Origin of the sequence: Phormidium sp. FACHB-592, assembly GCF_014695795.1 — a bacterium.
GTDB lineage: Bacteria > Cyanobacteriota > Cyanobacteriia > Leptolyngbyales > Leptolyngbyaceae > Stenomitos.
This window is the reverse complement of the sequence record NZ_JACJOZ010000103.1, coordinates 171,770-188,775: the sequence shown is the minus strand read 5'-3', so window position 1 is coordinate 188,775 and position 17,006 is coordinate 171,770. Positions and strand designations below refer to the sequence as shown.

17 protein-coding genes are annotated in these 17,006 nt (G+C 50.1%); 11 read left to right on the top strand and 6 right to left on the bottom strand.

Annotation, left to right across the window (positions count from 1 at the left end; translation table 11 throughout):
- Nucleotides 1-37 precede the first annotated feature (37 nt).
- From H6F86_RS27575 to H6F86_RS27560, 4 genes are all read left to right on the top strand, one after another.
- Nucleotides 38-826, top strand: a complete 789-nt coding sequence (locus H6F86_RS27575) for an HAD family hydrolase (RefSeq protein WP_190453446.1) — start codon at nucleotides 38-40, stop codon at nucleotides 824-826.
- Between the two features lie 109 nt (nucleotides 827-935).
- The gene (locus tag H6F86_RS27570) at nucleotides 936-1,517 is read left to right on the top strand and encodes an FKBP-type peptidyl-prolyl cis-trans isomerase (RefSeq protein ID WP_190453443.1); all 582 of its coding nucleotides are present in this window, start codon (nucleotides 936-938) and stop codon (nucleotides 1,515-1,517) included.
- Nucleotides 1,518-1,823: 306 nt separating this feature from the next.
- Nucleotides 1,824-3,050 (top strand): LON peptidase substrate-binding domain-containing protein, encoded by a 1,227-nt coding sequence (locus H6F86_RS27565; protein ID WP_190453442.1) that lies wholly within the window; start codon nucleotides 1,824-1,826, stop codon nucleotides 3,048-3,050.
- A gap of 499 nt (nucleotides 3,051-3,549) precedes the next feature.
- Nucleotides 3,550-4,632 (top strand): ATP-dependent 6-phosphofructokinase, encoded by a 1,083-nt coding sequence (locus tag H6F86_RS27560; protein WP_190453438.1) that lies wholly within the window; start codon nucleotides 3,550-3,552, stop codon nucleotides 4,630-4,632.
- A 52-nt stretch (nucleotides 4,633-4,684) separates the two neighbouring features.
- Here H6F86_RS27560 and puuE read toward each other — a convergent pair whose 3' ends face one another.
- A complete protein-coding gene (gene puuE, locus H6F86_RS27555; protein ID WP_190453436.1) occupies nucleotides 4,685-5,590 on the bottom strand; it encodes an allantoinase PuuE in 906 nt (301 codons plus the stop codon).
- A 318-nt stretch (nucleotides 5,591-5,908) separates the two neighbouring features.
- Here puuE and H6F86_RS33255 point away from each other — a divergent pair, with 318 nt between their 5' ends.
- Together H6F86_RS33255 and H6F86_RS33250 are read left to right on the top strand one after the other, a co-directional pair.
- Nucleotides 5,909-6,184 carry a Uma2 family endonuclease gene (locus H6F86_RS33255; protein WP_347241221.1) on the top strand — a complete coding sequence of 92 codons (276 nt, stop codon included), beginning with the start codon at nucleotides 5,909-5,911 and terminating at the stop codon, nucleotides 6,182-6,184.
- Nucleotides 6,185-6,242: 58 nt separating this feature from the next.
- The gene (locus tag H6F86_RS33250; protein ID WP_347241219.1) at nucleotides 6,243-6,368 is read left to right on the top strand and encodes a hypothetical protein; all 126 of its coding nucleotides are present in this window, start codon (nucleotides 6,243-6,245) and stop codon (nucleotides 6,366-6,368) included.
- A gap of 197 nt (nucleotides 6,369-6,565) precedes the next feature.
- On the opposite strand, the gene uraD is transcribed toward H6F86_RS33250, so the two are convergent.
- Nucleotides 6,566-7,069 carry a 2-oxo-4-hydroxy-4-carboxy-5-ureidoimidazoline decarboxylase gene (gene uraD / locus H6F86_RS27545; protein ID WP_190453433.1) on the bottom strand — a complete coding sequence of 168 codons (504 nt, stop codon included), beginning with the start codon at nucleotides 7,067-7,069 and terminating at the stop codon, nucleotides 6,566-6,568.
- Nucleotides 7,070-7,601: 532 nt separating this feature from the next.
- On the opposite strand from uraD, the gene H6F86_RS27540 reads away from it, so the two are divergent.
- Nucleotides 7,602-8,534 carry an ROK family protein gene (locus H6F86_RS27540; protein WP_190453430.1) on the top strand — a complete coding sequence of 311 codons (933 nt, stop codon included), beginning with the start codon at nucleotides 7,602-7,604 and terminating at the stop codon, nucleotides 8,532-8,534.
- Here the strand turns inward: H6F86_RS27540 and H6F86_RS27535 are convergent.
- Together H6F86_RS27535 and H6F86_RS27530 are read right to left on the bottom strand one after the other, a co-directional pair.
- Nucleotides 8,531-9,061: a hypothetical protein gene (locus tag H6F86_RS27535; protein ID WP_206756117.1), complete on the bottom strand. Its 531-nt coding sequence runs from the start codon at nucleotides 9,059-9,061 to the stop codon at nucleotides 8,531-8,533. The genes H6F86_RS27540 and H6F86_RS27535 overlap by 4 nt on opposite strands.
- 159 nt (nucleotides 9,062-9,220) lie before the next feature.
- Entirely contained in the window at nucleotides 9,221-10,129 is a 909-nt protein-coding gene (locus tag H6F86_RS27530) for a CoB--CoM heterodisulfide reductase iron-sulfur subunit B family protein (RefSeq protein WP_190453423.1), read from the bottom strand.
- 498 nt (nucleotides 10,130-10,627) lie between these two features.
- On the opposite strand from H6F86_RS27530, the gene acpP reads away from it, so the two are divergent.
- From acpP to H6F86_RS27515, 3 genes are all read left to right on the top strand, one after another.
- Complete coding sequence (acpP, locus tag H6F86_RS27525) at nucleotides 10,628-10,882, top strand: acyl carrier protein (RefSeq protein WP_190453420.1); 255 nt, start codon at nucleotides 10,628-10,630, stop codon at nucleotides 10,880-10,882.
- 181 nt (nucleotides 10,883-11,063) lie between these two features.
- The gene (gene fabF / locus H6F86_RS27520) at nucleotides 11,064-12,314 is read left to right on the top strand and encodes a beta-ketoacyl-ACP synthase II (protein WP_190453417.1); all 1,251 of its coding nucleotides are present in this window, start codon (nucleotides 11,064-11,066) and stop codon (nucleotides 12,312-12,314) included.
- Between the two features lie 82 nt (nucleotides 12,315-12,396).
- Nucleotides 12,397-14,310, top strand: a complete 1,914-nt coding sequence (locus H6F86_RS27515; protein ID WP_190453414.1) for a transketolase C-terminal domain-containing protein — start codon at nucleotides 12,397-12,399, stop codon at nucleotides 14,308-14,310.
- A gap of 69 nt (nucleotides 14,311-14,379) precedes the next feature.
- Here the strand turns inward: H6F86_RS27515 and H6F86_RS27510 are convergent, their stop codons facing one another.
- Nucleotides 14,380-14,574 (bottom strand): hypothetical protein, encoded by a 195-nt coding sequence (locus H6F86_RS27510; RefSeq protein ID WP_190453411.1) that lies wholly within the window; start codon nucleotides 14,572-14,574, stop codon nucleotides 14,380-14,382.
- A gap of 326 nt (nucleotides 14,575-14,900) precedes the next feature.
- Here H6F86_RS27510 and H6F86_RS27505 point away from each other — a divergent pair, with 326 nt between their 5' ends.
- Nucleotides 14,901-16,457 carry an IctB family putative bicarbonate transporter gene (locus tag H6F86_RS27505; RefSeq protein ID WP_190453408.1) on the top strand — a complete coding sequence of 519 codons (1,557 nt, stop codon included), beginning with the start codon at nucleotides 14,901-14,903 and terminating at the stop codon, nucleotides 16,455-16,457.
- Here the strand turns inward: H6F86_RS27505 and smpB are convergent.
- A complete protein-coding gene (gene smpB, locus H6F86_RS27500) occupies nucleotides 16,454-16,921 on the bottom strand; it encodes an SsrA-binding protein SmpB (RefSeq protein ID WP_190453405.1) in 468 nt (155 codons plus the stop codon). The two genes, H6F86_RS27505 and smpB, sit on opposite strands and share 4 nt — an antisense overlap.
- Nucleotides 16,922-17,006: the final 85 nt, after the last annotated feature.

The window sequence follows — 17,006 nt, the reverse complement described above, 5'->3', positions numbered from 1 at the left end:
AGCACATCTAAGATATCCTCACTTTACTGAGATCTTCATGTCTAAACTTCAAGCGCTCATTTTTGATGTTGATGGTACGTTGGCAGACACCGAGAGAGACGGGCATCGCGTTGCCTTTAATCGGGCGTTTGCTGAAGCTGGTTTGGACTGGGAGTGGTCAGTTGAACGCTATGGCGAATTGCTAGCGGTGACGGGCGGCAAGGAGCGGATTCAACAGTACTTAACGACTGACCATCCAGACTTTGAGCCACCGGGCGATCGACGGGAGTGGATCGCAGGCTTACACAAAGCTAAGACAGCACACTACACGCAGCTTATTGAGGAAAATGTGGTGCCGCTACGCCCTGGTGTGAAACGGTTGCTTCAGGACGCGCGCGAGGCTGGACTAAGGTTGGCGATCGCTACCACCACTACGCCAGCTAACGTGACGGCTCTTTTACAAACAGCACTTGGTGCCGATAGCCTTGACTGGTTTGAGGTCATTGCAGCCGGTGACATTGTGCCTGCCAAAAAGCCCGCACCGGATATTTACGACTATGCGCTAAAGGCACTGCAACTTGAACCTCACGTTTGTTTAGCGTTTGAAGACTCCCACGCAGGCTTGCAGTCATCGCGACAGGCAGACCTAGCCACCGTAATTACGGTTAATGACTATACTCAGAAGCAAGACTTTACAGGCGCGTCGCTAGTTGTTGATCATCTGGGAGAGCCAAATCTACCGTTTGAGGTATTAGCAGGGGAGACCGGCGGCAGCACCTTTTTTGACATCAAACTCGCGCAATATCTCCAAGATCTACGGCACTCATCCAGGGCTTCTACCACCTGAATCCTTGTACAATGAGCGGTGTAAAGTGAGCAAACGTCGGCATTCGTCTGTCGATCGCGCTCACTCAATGCTAATCGCTGCACACTACTGTTTGAACAGGAGGATCATTTTGAAGGAAATTTTAGTCAGCCTGGGCGTTATGGTTGCTTGTGTAGTCGTGCTGGTTGTGTCTCAAATTGGTGGCAAGCAAGATGCCGCGCTAGCACAGCCTCTGCAAGTAAAGCAGTCCAGCGAACTGGCTGCATCCCAAGTGCCAGCCACTGTTAACCCTCAAAGCAGCGCCTCGGCTGCACCCACACTCATGGCAGATGCTTCAACTTCACCTACACCGAAAGAAACTGGAGACAAGGTTTCTACTACAACGCCCTCTGGCTTGAAGTACGTTGATTTGGTGGAAGGGTCGGGCGACTCACCAAAGTCTGGTCAAACAGTGACGGTGCATTACACTGGCACGCTGGAAGATGGCACGAAGTTTGATAGTTCGCGCGATCGCAACCAACCATTCAAATTCAAGATTGGTGTTGGACAAGTGATTAAAGGCTGGGATGAAGGTGTTGGCAGCATGAAAGTCGGCGGTCGTCGTCAGCTCACCATTCCCTCCGAGTTGGGCTATGGTGCGCGTGGGGCAGGTGGTGTTATTCCTCCCAACGCTACTCTTTTGTTCGACGTTGAGCTACTAGAGACCAAATAATAGTTTCAGTAGAACCTTAATAGCAAGTCTGAGGACTTTTTAAGCCGTTAGCATTTAGTACATCCCATTTTGTACTGAGCGCTGACGGCTTTCCCATTACGGCTGCTCAGCCCTTTCCTATAGTGCGATCGAGCTTCTTGCTTGCTAATTTAATGTACGATGCGTTGCTCTAACGTAATGCATTAATACTCTAAGAAGTATGAGTTACACACTCTAAGAAGTATGAGTTACACTTCGCCACCCGTCCTACAAATCATAAGAGTCTAGGTACTTCTAGAAGCGTTTTGCATAGGAGTTAAGCCTTCAATGAGCAATGAGCTTAATTTTGAACTCTCTGGCGGTACTGATGTTGCTAAGTGGTTTCTCTTTCATCCAGAAGATCTGGCCCACCGTTGGCATGCTCCCCCTAGTTGGTGGATTGAAGATTTTGCCGTAAGCAAGGAGTTTGCGGCTGGCAGTTTAGTTGCGGTCAGTACTGGTAAAGATGGCGGTTTCAAAATTCGCTTTACGAATCGGGGCTTGACCGAGCGCGAGCAAACCTATGTCAGAAAAACAGCGGCATTTCGACTGCGAGTGTTGCATGGTCGCCTCTATCTAGATGGTGGTTGGGCTGTACCAGAGGTAAACCAAATTAACCCGGAGGAGTGTTACTCTTCTGACGATGCCTGGATTACGTTACCGAATGGTGATTATCGAGCCACAGTGTATGCCATTGCCTGGTTTGAGGAACCGGGCGCTATGGATGAGAACGGGTATTCAACACCTCAAGCCTTGACCACGTATGTTGTCGAGCTTCAGTCTGTAGCGAGTTTGGAAGAGATTGTTCCACCTACATCCATTCCAGACCTAGATCCTATTCTTTACACGTTTGAAGACAGTGACTTACCTGAAGCAGCTTGGCTCACAAATGAGGAGTACACGGAACCCCTTGCCCCTGTATATCCACTTTTGTACTGGCATGAAGTGATCTTTCCAGGCATAGAACAAAAATTTTCTCTTGAACCGGATGCACCCTTTGAGGTTGTAGATGGGCAAATGGTCATCAGTTACTCTATTGACGAGCAAGCGATCGGGACATTGTTCAGTGTCAGCCAGATGCCCAGTAGAAATATGTGCTACTTGATCTATAGCTACCACATGGAGCGCTTACAGCGGTATGACTATGACTACTTGCAGGGCGTGGGAACGCGGCTAGTACGGTTGAATCGAGTGTTTGAAAAAGAAGAAGATCTCTGGGTCGAGGTCGAACCTTATGAACCACCTCCTGTCTCTGTTGACCTATGTGCGATCACTCGTCTGAAGCAACTGTTTGCCGACTACGCAGACAAAAATGCCACCTACCAAGAGCGCATTCAGTTCCACCATTTCTATGCAGAGAGAGTAGCATCTCTCACGAACCCAAGAGAGTTAGGTTGGTTTATCGCTAATGCCATTGATTTCAATGGTGATCAGCAGCAAGCGTTGCTGACCTTATCAGATGCCGACCTAATTGAGGCGTTAACCCAAGCCCTGGAAAGACGATTAAGTGAATGATGAGTCTTGACTTTTAGTAAGTGTTTTTTGACGAAGGTTCATATCATTCATACTCGTGAATCAAAGCAACAAAAGATGAGTACGATCGCCCCTCATCATAATTGAATCGAGACTGCGAAACCCAACATTTATGCTCTAGCGCGATCGCTGGACGCTAGTAATAAGCAAACCAGTCCTTAAACCTTCTTAAGTTTTTTCGTTCCCACAAAAGGGTAAAGTCAAAGACGACTTCTTAAATTACTCCAACGTTTGCGGCTTCACAGTGTTTGCGAGGCTGCTGGCGCTGTGAGTGAACCACTTTGTAGTGACATCAGCAACATGGCTTAGTCTGCTCTCAATCCAGAGCAAACGGGTTGTGTGTCTTCTCGTGCGCATGTTCCGTCCCCTCGCCGATTCTGTCTTGTTAAGGATTTTGAGCTGAGTAGCTTCTCTGCGATCGAGGTGATGTGAACGCTTCACGCATTTTTCCAGACCGCTTCTAACTCTGGCTAAATAACTTATGGGAACTCAAAAACGAATTGGCATTTTGACGAGTGGTGGGGATTGTGCTGGTTTGAATGCCGTCATTCGTGCGGTTGTGCATCACGCATTCAATACCTACGGCTGGGAAGTGTTGGGCATTCGTCAGGCGACGCAGGGGTTGATGGTGCGTCCACCCCTCGCAAGTAGTCTCACACCTGACAAAGTAGACCCGTTTTTAACGGCGGGTGGCACGATGCTGGGCACCACGAATAAGGGCAACCCCTTTGCGTTTCCGCTGCCAGATGGCAGCCTGCGCGATCGTTCCCATGAAATCATTGAAGGCTATCGTTTGCTCGGCTTGGATGCGCTCATTGGCATTGGCGGCGATGGCAGTCTGGCGATTCTGCAACGGCTGGCGCAGCAGGGCAATTTGAATTTGGTTGGTATTCCCAAAACCATTGACAATGATGTGGGAGTCACCGAGTTGTCGATCGGCTTTGATACGGCAGTCAGCATCGCGACAGAAGCGCTCGATCGCTTGCACTTTACTGCTGCCAGCCATAGCCGTGTCATGATTTTAGAGGTGATGGGACGGGATGCAGGGCATATTGCCATCAGTGCAGGTATTGCAGGCGGAGCCGATATTATCTTGATTCCCGAAATTCCTTACACCATTAATGGGATTTGTCAGGCAATTAAACAACGTCAGGAAGCAGGCAAAAACTATTGCCTGGTGATTGTGGCAGAAGCGGTTCGCACCGAAGCGGGTGAGTCGGTCACGCTGGATTCTGATGTGGAGCAGTGTCGGTTGGGTGGCATTGGTCAATATCTCTCGAAGCAAATTTGTAGCCGCATTGATGCCGAAACGCGCGTGACTGTTTTAGGTCATATTCAGCGTGGTGGTACACCCTCACCGCTCGATCGCCTCATTGGCGCGACGTTTGGCGTAGCAGCCGTGGATCTAATCGCGGAGGAAAAGTACGATTGCGTGGTCACGTGGCAGAATCGGCACGTCAGGAGTGTGTCGATCCGTGAAGCGATTTTGCACTATGCCGCCGTGAATCCTGAAGGCACGCTGGTAAAAACGGCACGGGGACTGAATATCTATTTAGGAGACTAAACGGATAAGCGCAGATAGGAGAGTACAATTGCCCCTCCCATCTGCACTTTCCTCATGGCTGGTGGTGTTCATGCCAGTGGCGGGCAATATCAAGGCGGCGGCAGAGCCAAACGCGATCGTGTTTTTGTATGTAATCCAGAAATCTGGCTAACGATGCAGCGCGTCCCGGTCGTCCTACTAAACGGCAATGCAGCCCAACGCTCATCATTTTTGGTGCGGTGTCACCTTCGGCATAGAGTACATCAAAGGCATCGCGCAGATAGGCAAAAAACTGATCGCCTGAGTTGAAGCCCTGAACGCTGGCAAAGCGCATATCGTTGTTATCCAGGGTGTAGGGAATGACCAGGTGAGGCTTGCCATAGTCATGCACCCAGTAGGGCAAATCATCACCGTAACTATCGGCATCGTAGAGAAAACTGCCTTCTTCTACAACCAGTCGGCGCGTATGGGGGCTGGTTCTGCCCGTATACCAACCGAGGGGACGATCGCCCGTGACCTTTGTGTGCAGGTCGATCGCTTTCTGCAAATGCTCTCGCTCTGCCGCTTCACCAAAATATTTGTAGTCAATCCAGCGGTAGCCGTGGCTAGCAATTTCCCAGTCTGCTTCTAGCATGGCAGCCACCGCTTCGGGATTTCGCTCTAGTGCCATTGCCACACCATAGACCGTGACAGGAATTTTGCGCTGCGTAAACATGCGATGCAGTCGCCAAAAGCCCGATCGACTACCGTACTCGTAACATGACTCCATATTCATGTGTCGGATGCCATGAAGCGGCACTGCGCCGACAATCTCAGACAAAAACGTTTCTGAGGCATCATCACCATGCAGAATGCAGGTTTCGCCCCCTTCCTCATAGTTAATGACAAACTGCACGGCAACCCGCGCCTGCTTTTGCCATTTGGGATCGGGGGTGTGTTGTCCATAGCCCACCATGTCGCGGGGATAATGTTCTGGCATAGAGAAGGTTGAATGAGCAAGTGCCTGAGTGTTCTAAAGCTGAGTGCTTTGGATGCGAGTGTACCGCGATCGACCCTGCCAAAATGCATCACAAGACGCACGTTTGCTTGCGAAGTTATGTCTTGATTTCTGTCTGTCAACCTTCAGCCTTAAACTCAATGCTGACTGCTGATTACTGACTACTAACAAGCATGGCAAGATTGAAGTAACTGAAGTCTCTCTGGAGGCGTTATGGCTCTCACTGTTAAGGATCTGGAAAAAATACAGGAGTGAATCCCTGACCACCGTTTGGACTTGGTGGCTGGAGAAGTTATTGTCATGAGTCCATTAGGCTACGAATCCGACGAGGTTGCATCTGAATTCAGCGCACAGCTACGCAACTGGGTTAGACCCCGTAAGCTAGGACCGATCACTGGGTCGAGTGCTGGGTTTAATTTGCCAAATGCCGGTACTCGTGCGCCTGATGTGTCGTTTGTGCAGGCAGAGCGGTTGCGTCGTAGCCCTCGTAACTTTGCAGAACTAGCGCCCGATTTGATGGTAGAAGTGAAGTCGCCTACGGACAGACAGCTTGACGAAACTGCGAGAGAAGATTGACGTGTTTTTAGAAGCAGGCACCAAAGTAGGGATTCTGATTAATCCAGAGCAGCGCTGAATGGAGGTGCGGCGATCGCTTCAGACACCTGTTACTTTGCAGGATGGCGATGTGTTAACCGTTCCCGATTTACTCCCTGGCTGGGAGTTGTTGATTAGTGAACTGTGGTCGCTAGAGTTTGACTGAGCGCTTAACACTCATCCAACAGGGTGAGCGGAAAATCACCTGATGCGGTAGCCTGTGCAGAGGAAGGTGTCGTCGCCCACAACTCCTATTCTGAAAGCATCGATCAAGTACTTCAGGTACAAACGGTCTGAGACCTGGCAGCTCCCTGTCAGGTCTTTTCTGTTTACAGACTGATCGCTTCTTGCAGACTGATCGCTTCAGGTCTCTGTCAGCAACGTCGCTAGACGCAAGCGGGCAATCTGCGTAATTTCAGTCAGCGCTTGCTTGACTTCCGCCTCAGGCGTATGGTGCAAGCGTCGATCGAACGCTTCTAGAATGCTGGCTTTAGTATGCAGTTTGACGGCGATGATAAACGGGAAGCCAAACTTTTCTTTGTAGGCTTGATTAAGCGTATGGAAGCGATCGTATTCCTCTACCGTCAGTCGATCTAACCCTGCGCCTGCCTGCTCTTCCACTGAGGCATCCGCCATTTTTGCCTTGCTGCCCAAGTCGGGATGTGCCCGAATCAACGTTAGCCGTTCAGCCTGCGTCATGGCATTTACCACATCGATCATCGCCTGGTACAGGTCTGTGATATCTGTAAACGGGCGCTGTGTCCAGGCTTCTCTAGCAATGGTCGGTGTAGCCTCAAACACTGCTCCCAGAGTTGCTACAAAAGCATCCTGACTCATTTGATTTAGCTGGGCGATCGAGTATGGCATAGCAACTACAGCGTGCCTGAGGCAGCGAAAAACAGCATCAGAGAAAAAGAGCAAACGTATCGTACCGCCGTCTGACTCCTGCTAAGTTATTGACCACATTGAGTCTGGTATGAGCTGATTGCGCGATCGCTATTGTTTTAAACTACCACCGCATCCAGAGACAGAGTGTTGGGACTTAAACCAACGAGCGGATATTCTGCTCGATCGCTTTAGCTAGTTCGGTAGGCGTATTGGAAGCGATCGCTTGCAGGTAGCAACCTTCCAAGCAACAACAGACAGTAGGATGGCAAAGCAAACGCTAACGATTCGCAAGCAGCTTGGCTGCATCATTAAAACCTTAAAGGAACAGGATTATGAAAGCAAAAACCTGTCTTTTGAGTAGCACAGAAGCAGTTTCAGGGTGGCAAAGTTTCTAAAACGCTTCTTAACTAGCACCAAGCCAGCGATCAAAAATCTGCTCACAATTTCAAAACGTTCTTAAATTCCTCTAGAATTGCTGACTAGCTATTTTAGAAAGCATTCACAATTCGTTATGGGCATAGACGCTGCTGAAAAGAACCTTCCGGCTCAGGCTCTGGAACAGGTTTTGGGCATTGATCTGGGCGGCAGCGCCATCAAGCTTGGACGGTTTAGCCATGATGGCAATTGTTTGCAGTCGTTGACTGTGCCCACGCCTCAGCCTGCCACACCAGACGCTGTATTGACTGCTATGGTCGAGGCGATCGCCCAGGTGGATCCAAAGCGCCAAGCAAACGCGATCGGGGTGGGTACACCTGGTCCCACCGATGCCACTGGACGCATTGCCCGGATTGCCATCAACCTCCCTGACTGGCACGATATTCCACTGGCAGACTGGCTCGAAACGAAAACAGGCTGCCCTACTGCGATCGCTAACGATGCTAACTGTGCCGGTTTAGGCGAGGCGTGGCTAGGAGCCGGTCGCTGGTATCGCCATTCCATCCTGCTGACGCTGGGCACAGGCGTTGGTGGCGCAATTATTCTCGATGGCAGGCTGTTTACAGGACACCATGGCGCGGCTGGTGAATTAGGTTTGATTACAATTAACGCCGACGGTCCCGTTTGCAACAGCGGTAATCACGGTTCTCTGGAGCAATACGCCTCGGTGCAGGCAATCCGACGACGAACAGGTATGGAACCAGACAAATTAAGCAAACTGGCAGCAGCAGGCGATGCCAAGGCATTGGCGTTCTGGCACGACTATGGACGCGATCTGGGCGCAGGACTGGCAAGTTTAATTTATGTGCTGACCCCAGAGGCGATCGTCATTGGGGGTGGTGTTAGCGCCAGTGCCGATCTGTTCTTTCCAGCCGTGTTAGCAGAAATTGAACGTCGCGTGCTGCCTAGCTCTCGTTCTGGGCTACAACTGCTGCGGGCAGAACTAGGCAATCAGGCAGGTATGGTCGGTGCTGCTCGACTGGCGTGGCAAAAGCAGCTCGATGGCTAACTCGGCTTCCAGGTCTTACAGTGAAGCTGCTTGGAAAGAATATCAAAGCTTGTTTGATCTAAAGCTTTAATATTCCACCAATAATGTTCTCCCAAATATACTGTATACTCTTCGCCTTTATAGTTTTTGGGAAACTCGGCAAGGCAGAAACTGTCTATGCTCAATGGTATGGTTACGTTCCTAGATTCACCAGGTTTCAGATTTTTAATGGATCGGAAAGCCATTAGTTTGCTGTTGCTGAGTTCTTTAGGAGTAATGCTCATGTTGTAGATCATAATTCTCACAAAGACCTTATCAATCTCGCTTTTCCCTGTATTTAAAACTGTTCCTTCAAACTGTGGAACACCGTTGTGCGGGGGGAGTTGTTTTAGGTTAAGTTCGATATCATCTACTGAAGTATTCTTGCAGCCACCCAAAGCTACAATACCGATTAACAAAAAGGAGATCCAACGATGAAGGAGATCCAAAGATGTGTGTTGTTTTCTACAATCCTGACTTAGATTTCTACCAGCTCTACTTTCTTGCATTACAACGCTTTGAGTCTCAAAATCTTGTGGCGGCTCTTCCCTGCTACATCACAACGTAACAGGGAAGAACCACTCAGTAGCACTGGCATAGTCTTAACTTAAGGATCGACTCACTTGCTACGGATTTAAGCGTCGTACGATGCGGTTTTGTTTACTTGCTTATTGCAACCTCAATTTCTCCAACACTGATCGCGTCGAAACGATATGACGATCGAGTCCAAGCTGTTTTGGCTCAATGCCAAGCGCCAGGGCGATCAGTTGTGGCAGATGCAGCACGGGTAGCCCCAGTTTTTGCCCAATCACTTTTTCGACTTCCGGTTGACGTGAATCGAGGTTCAGGTGGCAGAGAGGACAGGGCGTCACGATACAGTCAGCACCTTGCGCGATCGCCTCCTGGATGTGCATTCCTGCCATCTTAAAAGATTGGTCTGTGGCATAGCTGGAGAGCGGCCACCCACAGCATTGAGTCCGTCCGCGATAGTCGACGGGTGTCGCGCCGATCGTCCGAAACACGTTCTCCATTGACTGGGGATTGAAGGGGTCGTCAAAGGGTAGATGGTCCTGAGCGCGCAGCAAATAGCAGCCATAGAAGGCAGCGCATTTCAGCCCCTCAAGCTTACGAGTAACTTTTTGAGCCAGCGCTTCTAAGCCATAGTCGCCGACGATCGCCCAGAGCAAGTGTGTAACGTCGGTACTGCCTTTATAAAGCGAACAGCCTTCCTGCTGAAGCAACCCGTTGATGCGATCGACGTAAGCAGGGTCATTCGTCTGACGCTCCTTAAGACGCTCATCTACGTGTCCGATTACGCCTTGACAGGTGCTGCAATGGGTCAGCAGCGGCAAGTTTAACGACTCTGCCAGCGCGATATTGCGGGCGTTGACGGTATCTTCCAAGAACTGCGAATCTTCCTTAAAGGTGCCAGAACCACAGCAGGATGCTTTTTTAAGCTCGACAAGTTCGATGCCTAATGCCTGAGTCAGTGCTTGCGTTGATTGATATAGTTCGCGACAAGCGCCTTGAGCAACACAACCAGGAAAGTAAGCGTATCTGAGCGGTAACGATGGCATAGTCGGTGGGGGTAGAGTGTGGGGAGCCGGATGTAAAGAGGTATTCGATGCGAACGTTCGATCGATGTGCGCAACCAAAGAGTGCTGAACCGAAAATTTGTAGAGTATGGGGGAAGCACAACCCCTTTTACCAAAACTGACGAGCTACTAAGATATTTTGCACGTTCTTAACGATCATTGTCTTTTTAGGGACCACCGAGGATGCTTTGCGACTACTAAGAAAGCAGCCTCAGTATGCCCTTAATGGTTGCTAGAGTGGCGTTTCGACACAACTGTCTTCCTGTTTTTTGTCCCTTGACTGGTGTGCCTTCATTTTCAGAGTCACTTAGGAAAGCGTCTGGGAATGATTCGGACGATCGCGCTTTCAGATAAGATCAGGAAATGTTTGTAATTGCTCAAAGGGGCAGTACGAGTCTTAAACCGCTCGGATTACCATTTACTAAGCGTTCAAGCATTTCGAAAAAGATAACGTTGCCGCTGCATTGATTGAGGAAGCTTATGACCACCGAGACAGAAATTTTTGAGAAAGTCCAGAAGATTGTGGCTGATCAGCTAGGTGTTGAAATCAGTGAAGTCAAGCCAGAAGCTAGCTTTGCCAACGATCTAGGAGCCGATTCCCTTGATACCGTCGAGTTGGTCATGGCACTGGAAGAAGAATTTGAGATCGAAATTCCCGATGAAGCGGCAGAAGAGATTGCTACTGTCAAATCTGCTGTAGACTACATCAGCAATAAGGTCTCAGCGTCAGCTTAGGTACAGTAGGAAGTGAACAGTGAACAGCAAAGCTCTATTCTAATCGTTGATTCTGAGAGTCATTGAAGAATTAATGGCAGAAGTCTGTTCACTGAAACCTCTTACTAAAACCTGAAGCCTCTTCACTGTTTTTGTGTTTCTTTGTTCTGCATTCTGGGTATCGACCCCTATCGTTGAAGCCATGACAAATAGTGACCGTAAGCGCGTTGTCGTTACAGGACTCGGCGCGATTACACCAATCGGAAATACCTTAACTGCTTACTGGGACGGCTTGTTAAGCGGACAGAATGGCATTGGTCCCATTACGCTTTTTGATGCGTCTCGGCATGAGTGTCGCATTGCTGGAGAAGTGAAAGGGTTTGATCCGCACGCTTACATGGATCGTAAAGAAGCCAAGCGAATGGATCGGTTTGCCCAATTTGGCGTGTCTGCTAGCAAGCAGGCGATCGCCGATGCCCAGTTTGTCATCAACGATCTAAATGCAGAACAAGTTGGCGTGTTGATTGGCACTGGCATTGGCGGGCTGAAAGTGCTGGAAGATCAGCAAGAAATTAACCTGACGAAGGGACCCGATCGCTGTAGCCCCTTCATGATTCCAATGATGATTGCCAATATGGCAGCAGGATTGACCGCTATTCATACAGGCGCAAAGGGACCCAACTCCTGCTCTGTAACGGCCTGTGCTGCGGGGTCAAATGCGATCGGCGATGCCTTTCGGCTTGTGCAAAACGGTTATGCTCAGGCAATGATTTGCGGCGGCACTGAAGCTGCTGTCACGTCTCTCTCCGTCGCTGGCTTTGCCGCCTGTAAAGCTATGTCTACTCGCAATGACGATCCAGCCCATGCCAGCCGTCCCTTTGACAAAAGCCGAGATGGTTTCGTGCTTGGTGAAGGCAGCGGCATTTTGATTCTCGAAGAACTGGAACACGCTCTGGCAAGAGGTGCCCGTATCTACGCTGAAATTGTCGGCTACGGTGCCACCTGTGATGCGTACCACATTACCTCTCCGGTTCCCGGTGGCGAGGGTGCTGCACGAGCGATTTCTCTCGCGTTGAAAGACGCTAACCTTACGCCTGACCAGGTGAGCTATATCAACGCTCATGGTACTAGCACGCCAGCCAACGACTCGACTGAGACGGCAGCAATGAAAAAGGTGCTGGGCGACCACGCTTACAAGATTACTGTCAGTTCGACTAAATCGATGACAGGACATCTTCTGGGTGGCTCTGGTGGCATTGAAGCGGTGGCAGCAGTGATGGCTGTGGCAAATGATCGCGTTCCCCCCACTATCAATCTCGAGAACCCTGACCCCGATTGTGACCTGGACTACGTGCCTCATCACAGCCGTGAGCAGATAGTAAACGTAGCACTGTCCAATTCTTTTGGATTTGGTGGACATAACGTTACTTTGGCATTCAAAAAATATCGCTAGTCTCTCTAGTGGTAGTCTTTGCTTTTGCTCTGTTGAACTTCGTGCTCGTTTGCCTCACATTGCCCTATTCAGGATCTAACCTATGACGACAACGACTACCCGCTTCCCGATCGACCTCGGTGCCTATAAGCCGCTGACGCTAGATCCTGCCAACAAAACCCTGACCGCCGAACAAAAAGAGACTCTCCGAGCTAATATTCAGCTTTGCCGTGACGCGATCATCTTTTTCACCGCTACGGGTGCTGCGAGGGGTGTGGGTGGTCATACCGGCGGACCCTACGATACTGTGCCCGAAGTCATGATCTTGCACGCTCTCTTTCAGAGTGCCCCTGATCAGTTTGTGCCGATTTTCTTTGACGAAGCGGGGCACCGTGTTGCCACTCAATACCTTATCGCCACTTTGAACGGTGATCTGCCTGCGGAACAGCTAGCCCATTATCGAGAAGCAAATTCTCACCTGCCTGGGCACCCAGAACTGGGACTGACCCCTGGTGTGAAGTTTAGCTCTGGTCGTCTGGGTCATATGTGGCCCTATGTGAATGGTGTGGCAATGGCGAACCCTGGCAAGACTGTCTTCTGTCTTGGCTCGGATGGCTCTCAGCAAGAAGGTAACGATGCGGAAGCAGCACGGTTAGCGGTTGCCCAGCATCTCAACGTCAAGCTGCTCATTGACGACAACGACGTGACGATCGCCGGACATCCCTCCAAATACCTTCCTGGCTTTACAGTTGCTAAAACCCTGGCGGGTCATGGACTCAAGGTTTTGGAAGGTGATGGCGAAGATCTGGACGATCTGTACGCTCGGATTATCGAAGCGGTGACAACGCCCGGACCGATCGCCGTGGTCAACAAGCGCCCTATGTCCGTTGGCATTGAAGGGTTGGAAGGCTCCACTCATGGGCATGACGTGATCTCGGTTAAGCTGGCGATCGCCTACCTGGAGAAGCGCGGTTTGACGGCAGCAGTAGACTTTTTGAAGGCGATTGAAACACCCAAGAACCCTTACAAATTCATCGGTGCGGGCGACAAGTGGGACTCTAACCGCAACGTGTTTGGTGATGCAGTAAATGCAGTCCTGGATGGCATGAGTGAAGCCGATCGCAAAGCCAACGTTGTTGTCATTGACAGCGATTTGGAAGGCTCCTGTGGTCTGAAAAAAATTCACGACGCCCATCCCGAAGTCTTCATTCCTTCCGGCATTATGGAGCGGGGCAACATTTCTGCGGCAGCAGGCTTCGGCATGGAAAAAGGCAAGCAGGGCATTTTCGCCACCTTCGCTGCCTTTTTAGAAATGTGCATTTCCGAAATTACGATGGCGCGGTTGAACTACTCCAACCTGCTCTGCCACTTCTCCCACTCTGGCATTGATGACATGGCAGATAATACCTGCCACTTTGGTATCAACAACTTTTTTGCTGATAACGGTTTGGATGATGGCTACGAAACTCGCCTTTACTTCCCTGCTGATGCGGGTCAAATGAAAGCTGTTGTTGCAAGTGTGTTTAACGATCCAGGGCTGCGATTCATCTTCTCTACTCGCTCCAAAACGCCTAACATTCTTGATGCTGATGCCAAAGATTTGTATGGTGAAGGCTATACATTTGTGTCGGGCAAGGATGAAGTTGTGCGAGAAGGCACCGCTGGCTACATTGTTAGCTTTGGTGATGGCTTGTACCGCGCCCTCGATGCAGTACATCGTCTGAAGCAGGAAGGCATTGACGTGGGTTTGATCAACAAACCGACGCTAAACGTGGTGGATGAAGCGACGATCGCCAAGATCGGCGCAACCCCCTTTGTGCTAGTAGTAGAAGCCTTTAACCGCAAAACAGGTCTAGGCAGCCGCTTTGGCACCTGGCTGTTGGAGCGTGGCTTGACCCCAAAATATGCCCACCTTGGCACTCACAAAGAAGGCTCTGGCGGTCTATGGGAACAGTATCCCCACCAGGGCATCGACCCAGACGGCATTATCGCTAAAGTCAAGGAACTCGTTGGTTAACTGAGACGGCTAATTTCAGCTTAATCTTTGTACTTTAATGGACTGCTAAAACATGGCTAATCTTTACCGTTAGCCTGCTTTAAAAAACGGGGAAGCATCATTGCTTCCCCGTTTTTGGTTATGTTGGTCAGATTGTTCTTTCAGCTTTTTCCGCAGTGCTTGAAATTGCTTGCGGCGTTGACGTTGACGGGCGGTGCCACCTTTACCTTTATCATTTCGTCCTTCGCGTCGGGGAGACTCCCATCGCTTGAGTCGTTGTGCCATTGTGCTGCTCCATGTGAAGTGTGAGGCGAAAGGGTGTACAGGAGTAAGAAGTTGATTCACACCAATTTTTCAGATTGGGGTGCTACCGATCTCCTTTCTATTGTAGAAAAAATGCTTGGTCGATCGCTCCTTCCTTGAGATAACTACCAGTCCAGCGCGATCGTTTCCCGTTTTTGCTGCTGTTCAATGCCATACACATTTATTTTTTCTCCTAAGTTCAAAGTCCCTAGCGTGACGGTGCAGAGTGTGATTCAAAACTCAGAACTCAAAACTTCCACCTTCTCCCCTAAAATAAGCCAGAGACTATCCCGACTTATGGCGCGTATATGAAATCCCTCTGGCACCAATTGACGCTATTGACTCTATCGCTCTGGCACCAATTGACGCTATCAGCTCTGCCGCTCTGGCACCAATTAACGCTATCAACTCTGTCGCTGCATCAGTGGAGGAGTGCCAGCTACCTGCATGGTCTGCTGCGCCCGTTGAGGCGCTGGCGACAAAGTAGCTTTATGCTCCAGTGGGGCGATTTTATAGGAGCCGCGTTTGTCTGTTTAGTCTTTGCGATCGCTCCCTTTGTTTCAGATGACAAGAGTTCTCTAGCAGTATTGCTGGCTGCTTGTGCAGGTTTTTGGGTACTGCTAACGCTGTCAGATGGTGACGATAGCAGTGAGCAAGCTGTGGGGAATCAGGCGGAAACAACACGATCGCCTCAGCGCTGGCAAAATTGGCTAAATCCCAGCCGTTCTCCCCTGGCAACACCGATTCACTTTATGGTGGTGCTGTACTGGGGCGTTTCAGCCGCTGCCACCGCGTTGTCTCCGGTCAAACGGGCGGCATTCACTGGGTTAAGCAAACTCACCCTGTACCTGATTTTATTTGCACTGATGGCACGGGTCTTGCGATCGCCCCGCGTCCGTTCCTGGGTAACAGGCATTTATCTTCATGCAGCGCTGCTTGTCAGTTGTTACGGCATTCAGCAGAAAACCTTTGGCGTAAAGGCTCTAGCTACGTGGGTTGATCCAACCTCTCCTTCTGCTAAAGAGCCTCGCGTTTATAGCTATCTAGGCAATCCTAATTTACTGGCAGCTTATCTGTTGCCAGCGATCGCGCTAAGTCTTGTCGCCTTCTTTGTTTGGCGGCGCAAGGGACCAAAACTGCTAGCAATTACAATGGTGATCGCTAACTCCGCTTGCCTTTACTACACGGGTAGTCGGGGCGGTTGGATTGGTTTTGCCGCGATGATTTTTATCCTGTTGGTCTTACTGCTCCACTGGTGGAGTGTCTATCTACCGCGCTTTTGGCGTACATTCGCCTTACCTACTGTCCTGGGGGCAAGTATTGCAGTCATTGTTTTAGCAGTTTTGCTAGTAGCACCGCTCCGCGATCGCGCCAGCACCGTTTTTGTTGGACGCCAAGACAGCAGCAATAACTTCCGCATCAACGTTTGGATGTCGGTACTAGAAATGATTAGAGATCGACCCATTCTGGGCATTGGTCCTGGTAACGTTGCCTTTAACAGTATTTATCCCTACTATCAGCGCCCTCGCTTCAGTGCCCTTAGCGCCTACTCCATTCCACTCGAAATTGCAGTTGAAACGGGCATTATTGGACTGACCTGTTTTGTTTGGCTCCTGTTAGTCACGTTCAATATTGGTTGGCAACAGCTTCAGCGGCTACGCGCAACTAGAGATTTAGATGGGTTTTGGCTCATGGGCGCGATCGCAACGCTGGTCGGTCTGCTGAGTCACGGCTTGGTTGATACCGTCTGGTATCGTCCCCAAATCAATACGCTCTGGTGGTTAATGATTGCCCTCATTGCCAGCTACTACACTCTGCCCACTGAAACGAAAGAAGACGTATCAAAAACCGAAGTGCGCGTTTAGAAATTCTTCAAAGCGCGCTGCATTGTGCGTTGGTCTTCGCGTTTTTTAATGTCTTCGCGCTTGTCATGCAGCTTCTTACCTTTCACTAGCGCCAGATCGATCTTGACCCAACCACGCTTCATGTACATCTTGAGCGGTACCAGCGTTAACCCCTGCTGTTCAACCTTACCGATCAGTTTGCGGATTTCTTCCCGGTGCAGCAACAGCTTGCGGGTGCGAGTCGGCTCATGGTTAAACGCTTGACTAGTGGTTTGGTGCGGCGAGATTTGCACATTCATCAGCAACACTTCGCCCTTGCGAATAAGCGCAAAGCCATCTCTCAGGTTAACTTTACCTGCCCGAATAGATTTAACCTCCGTGCCCATCAGCTCGATGCCTGCCTCGTAGGTTTCCAGAATTTCGTAGAGATAGCGAGCCTGACGGTTATCGCTGACAATCTTATAGCTAGTACTGTTATCGCCCATACCTTTCACTCTAGCGCTTCAGGCTACGGTCTGCTAGCCGTTTAAGGAATAAATTAAGGAACAAAACGGAGCTTTGACGGTCATA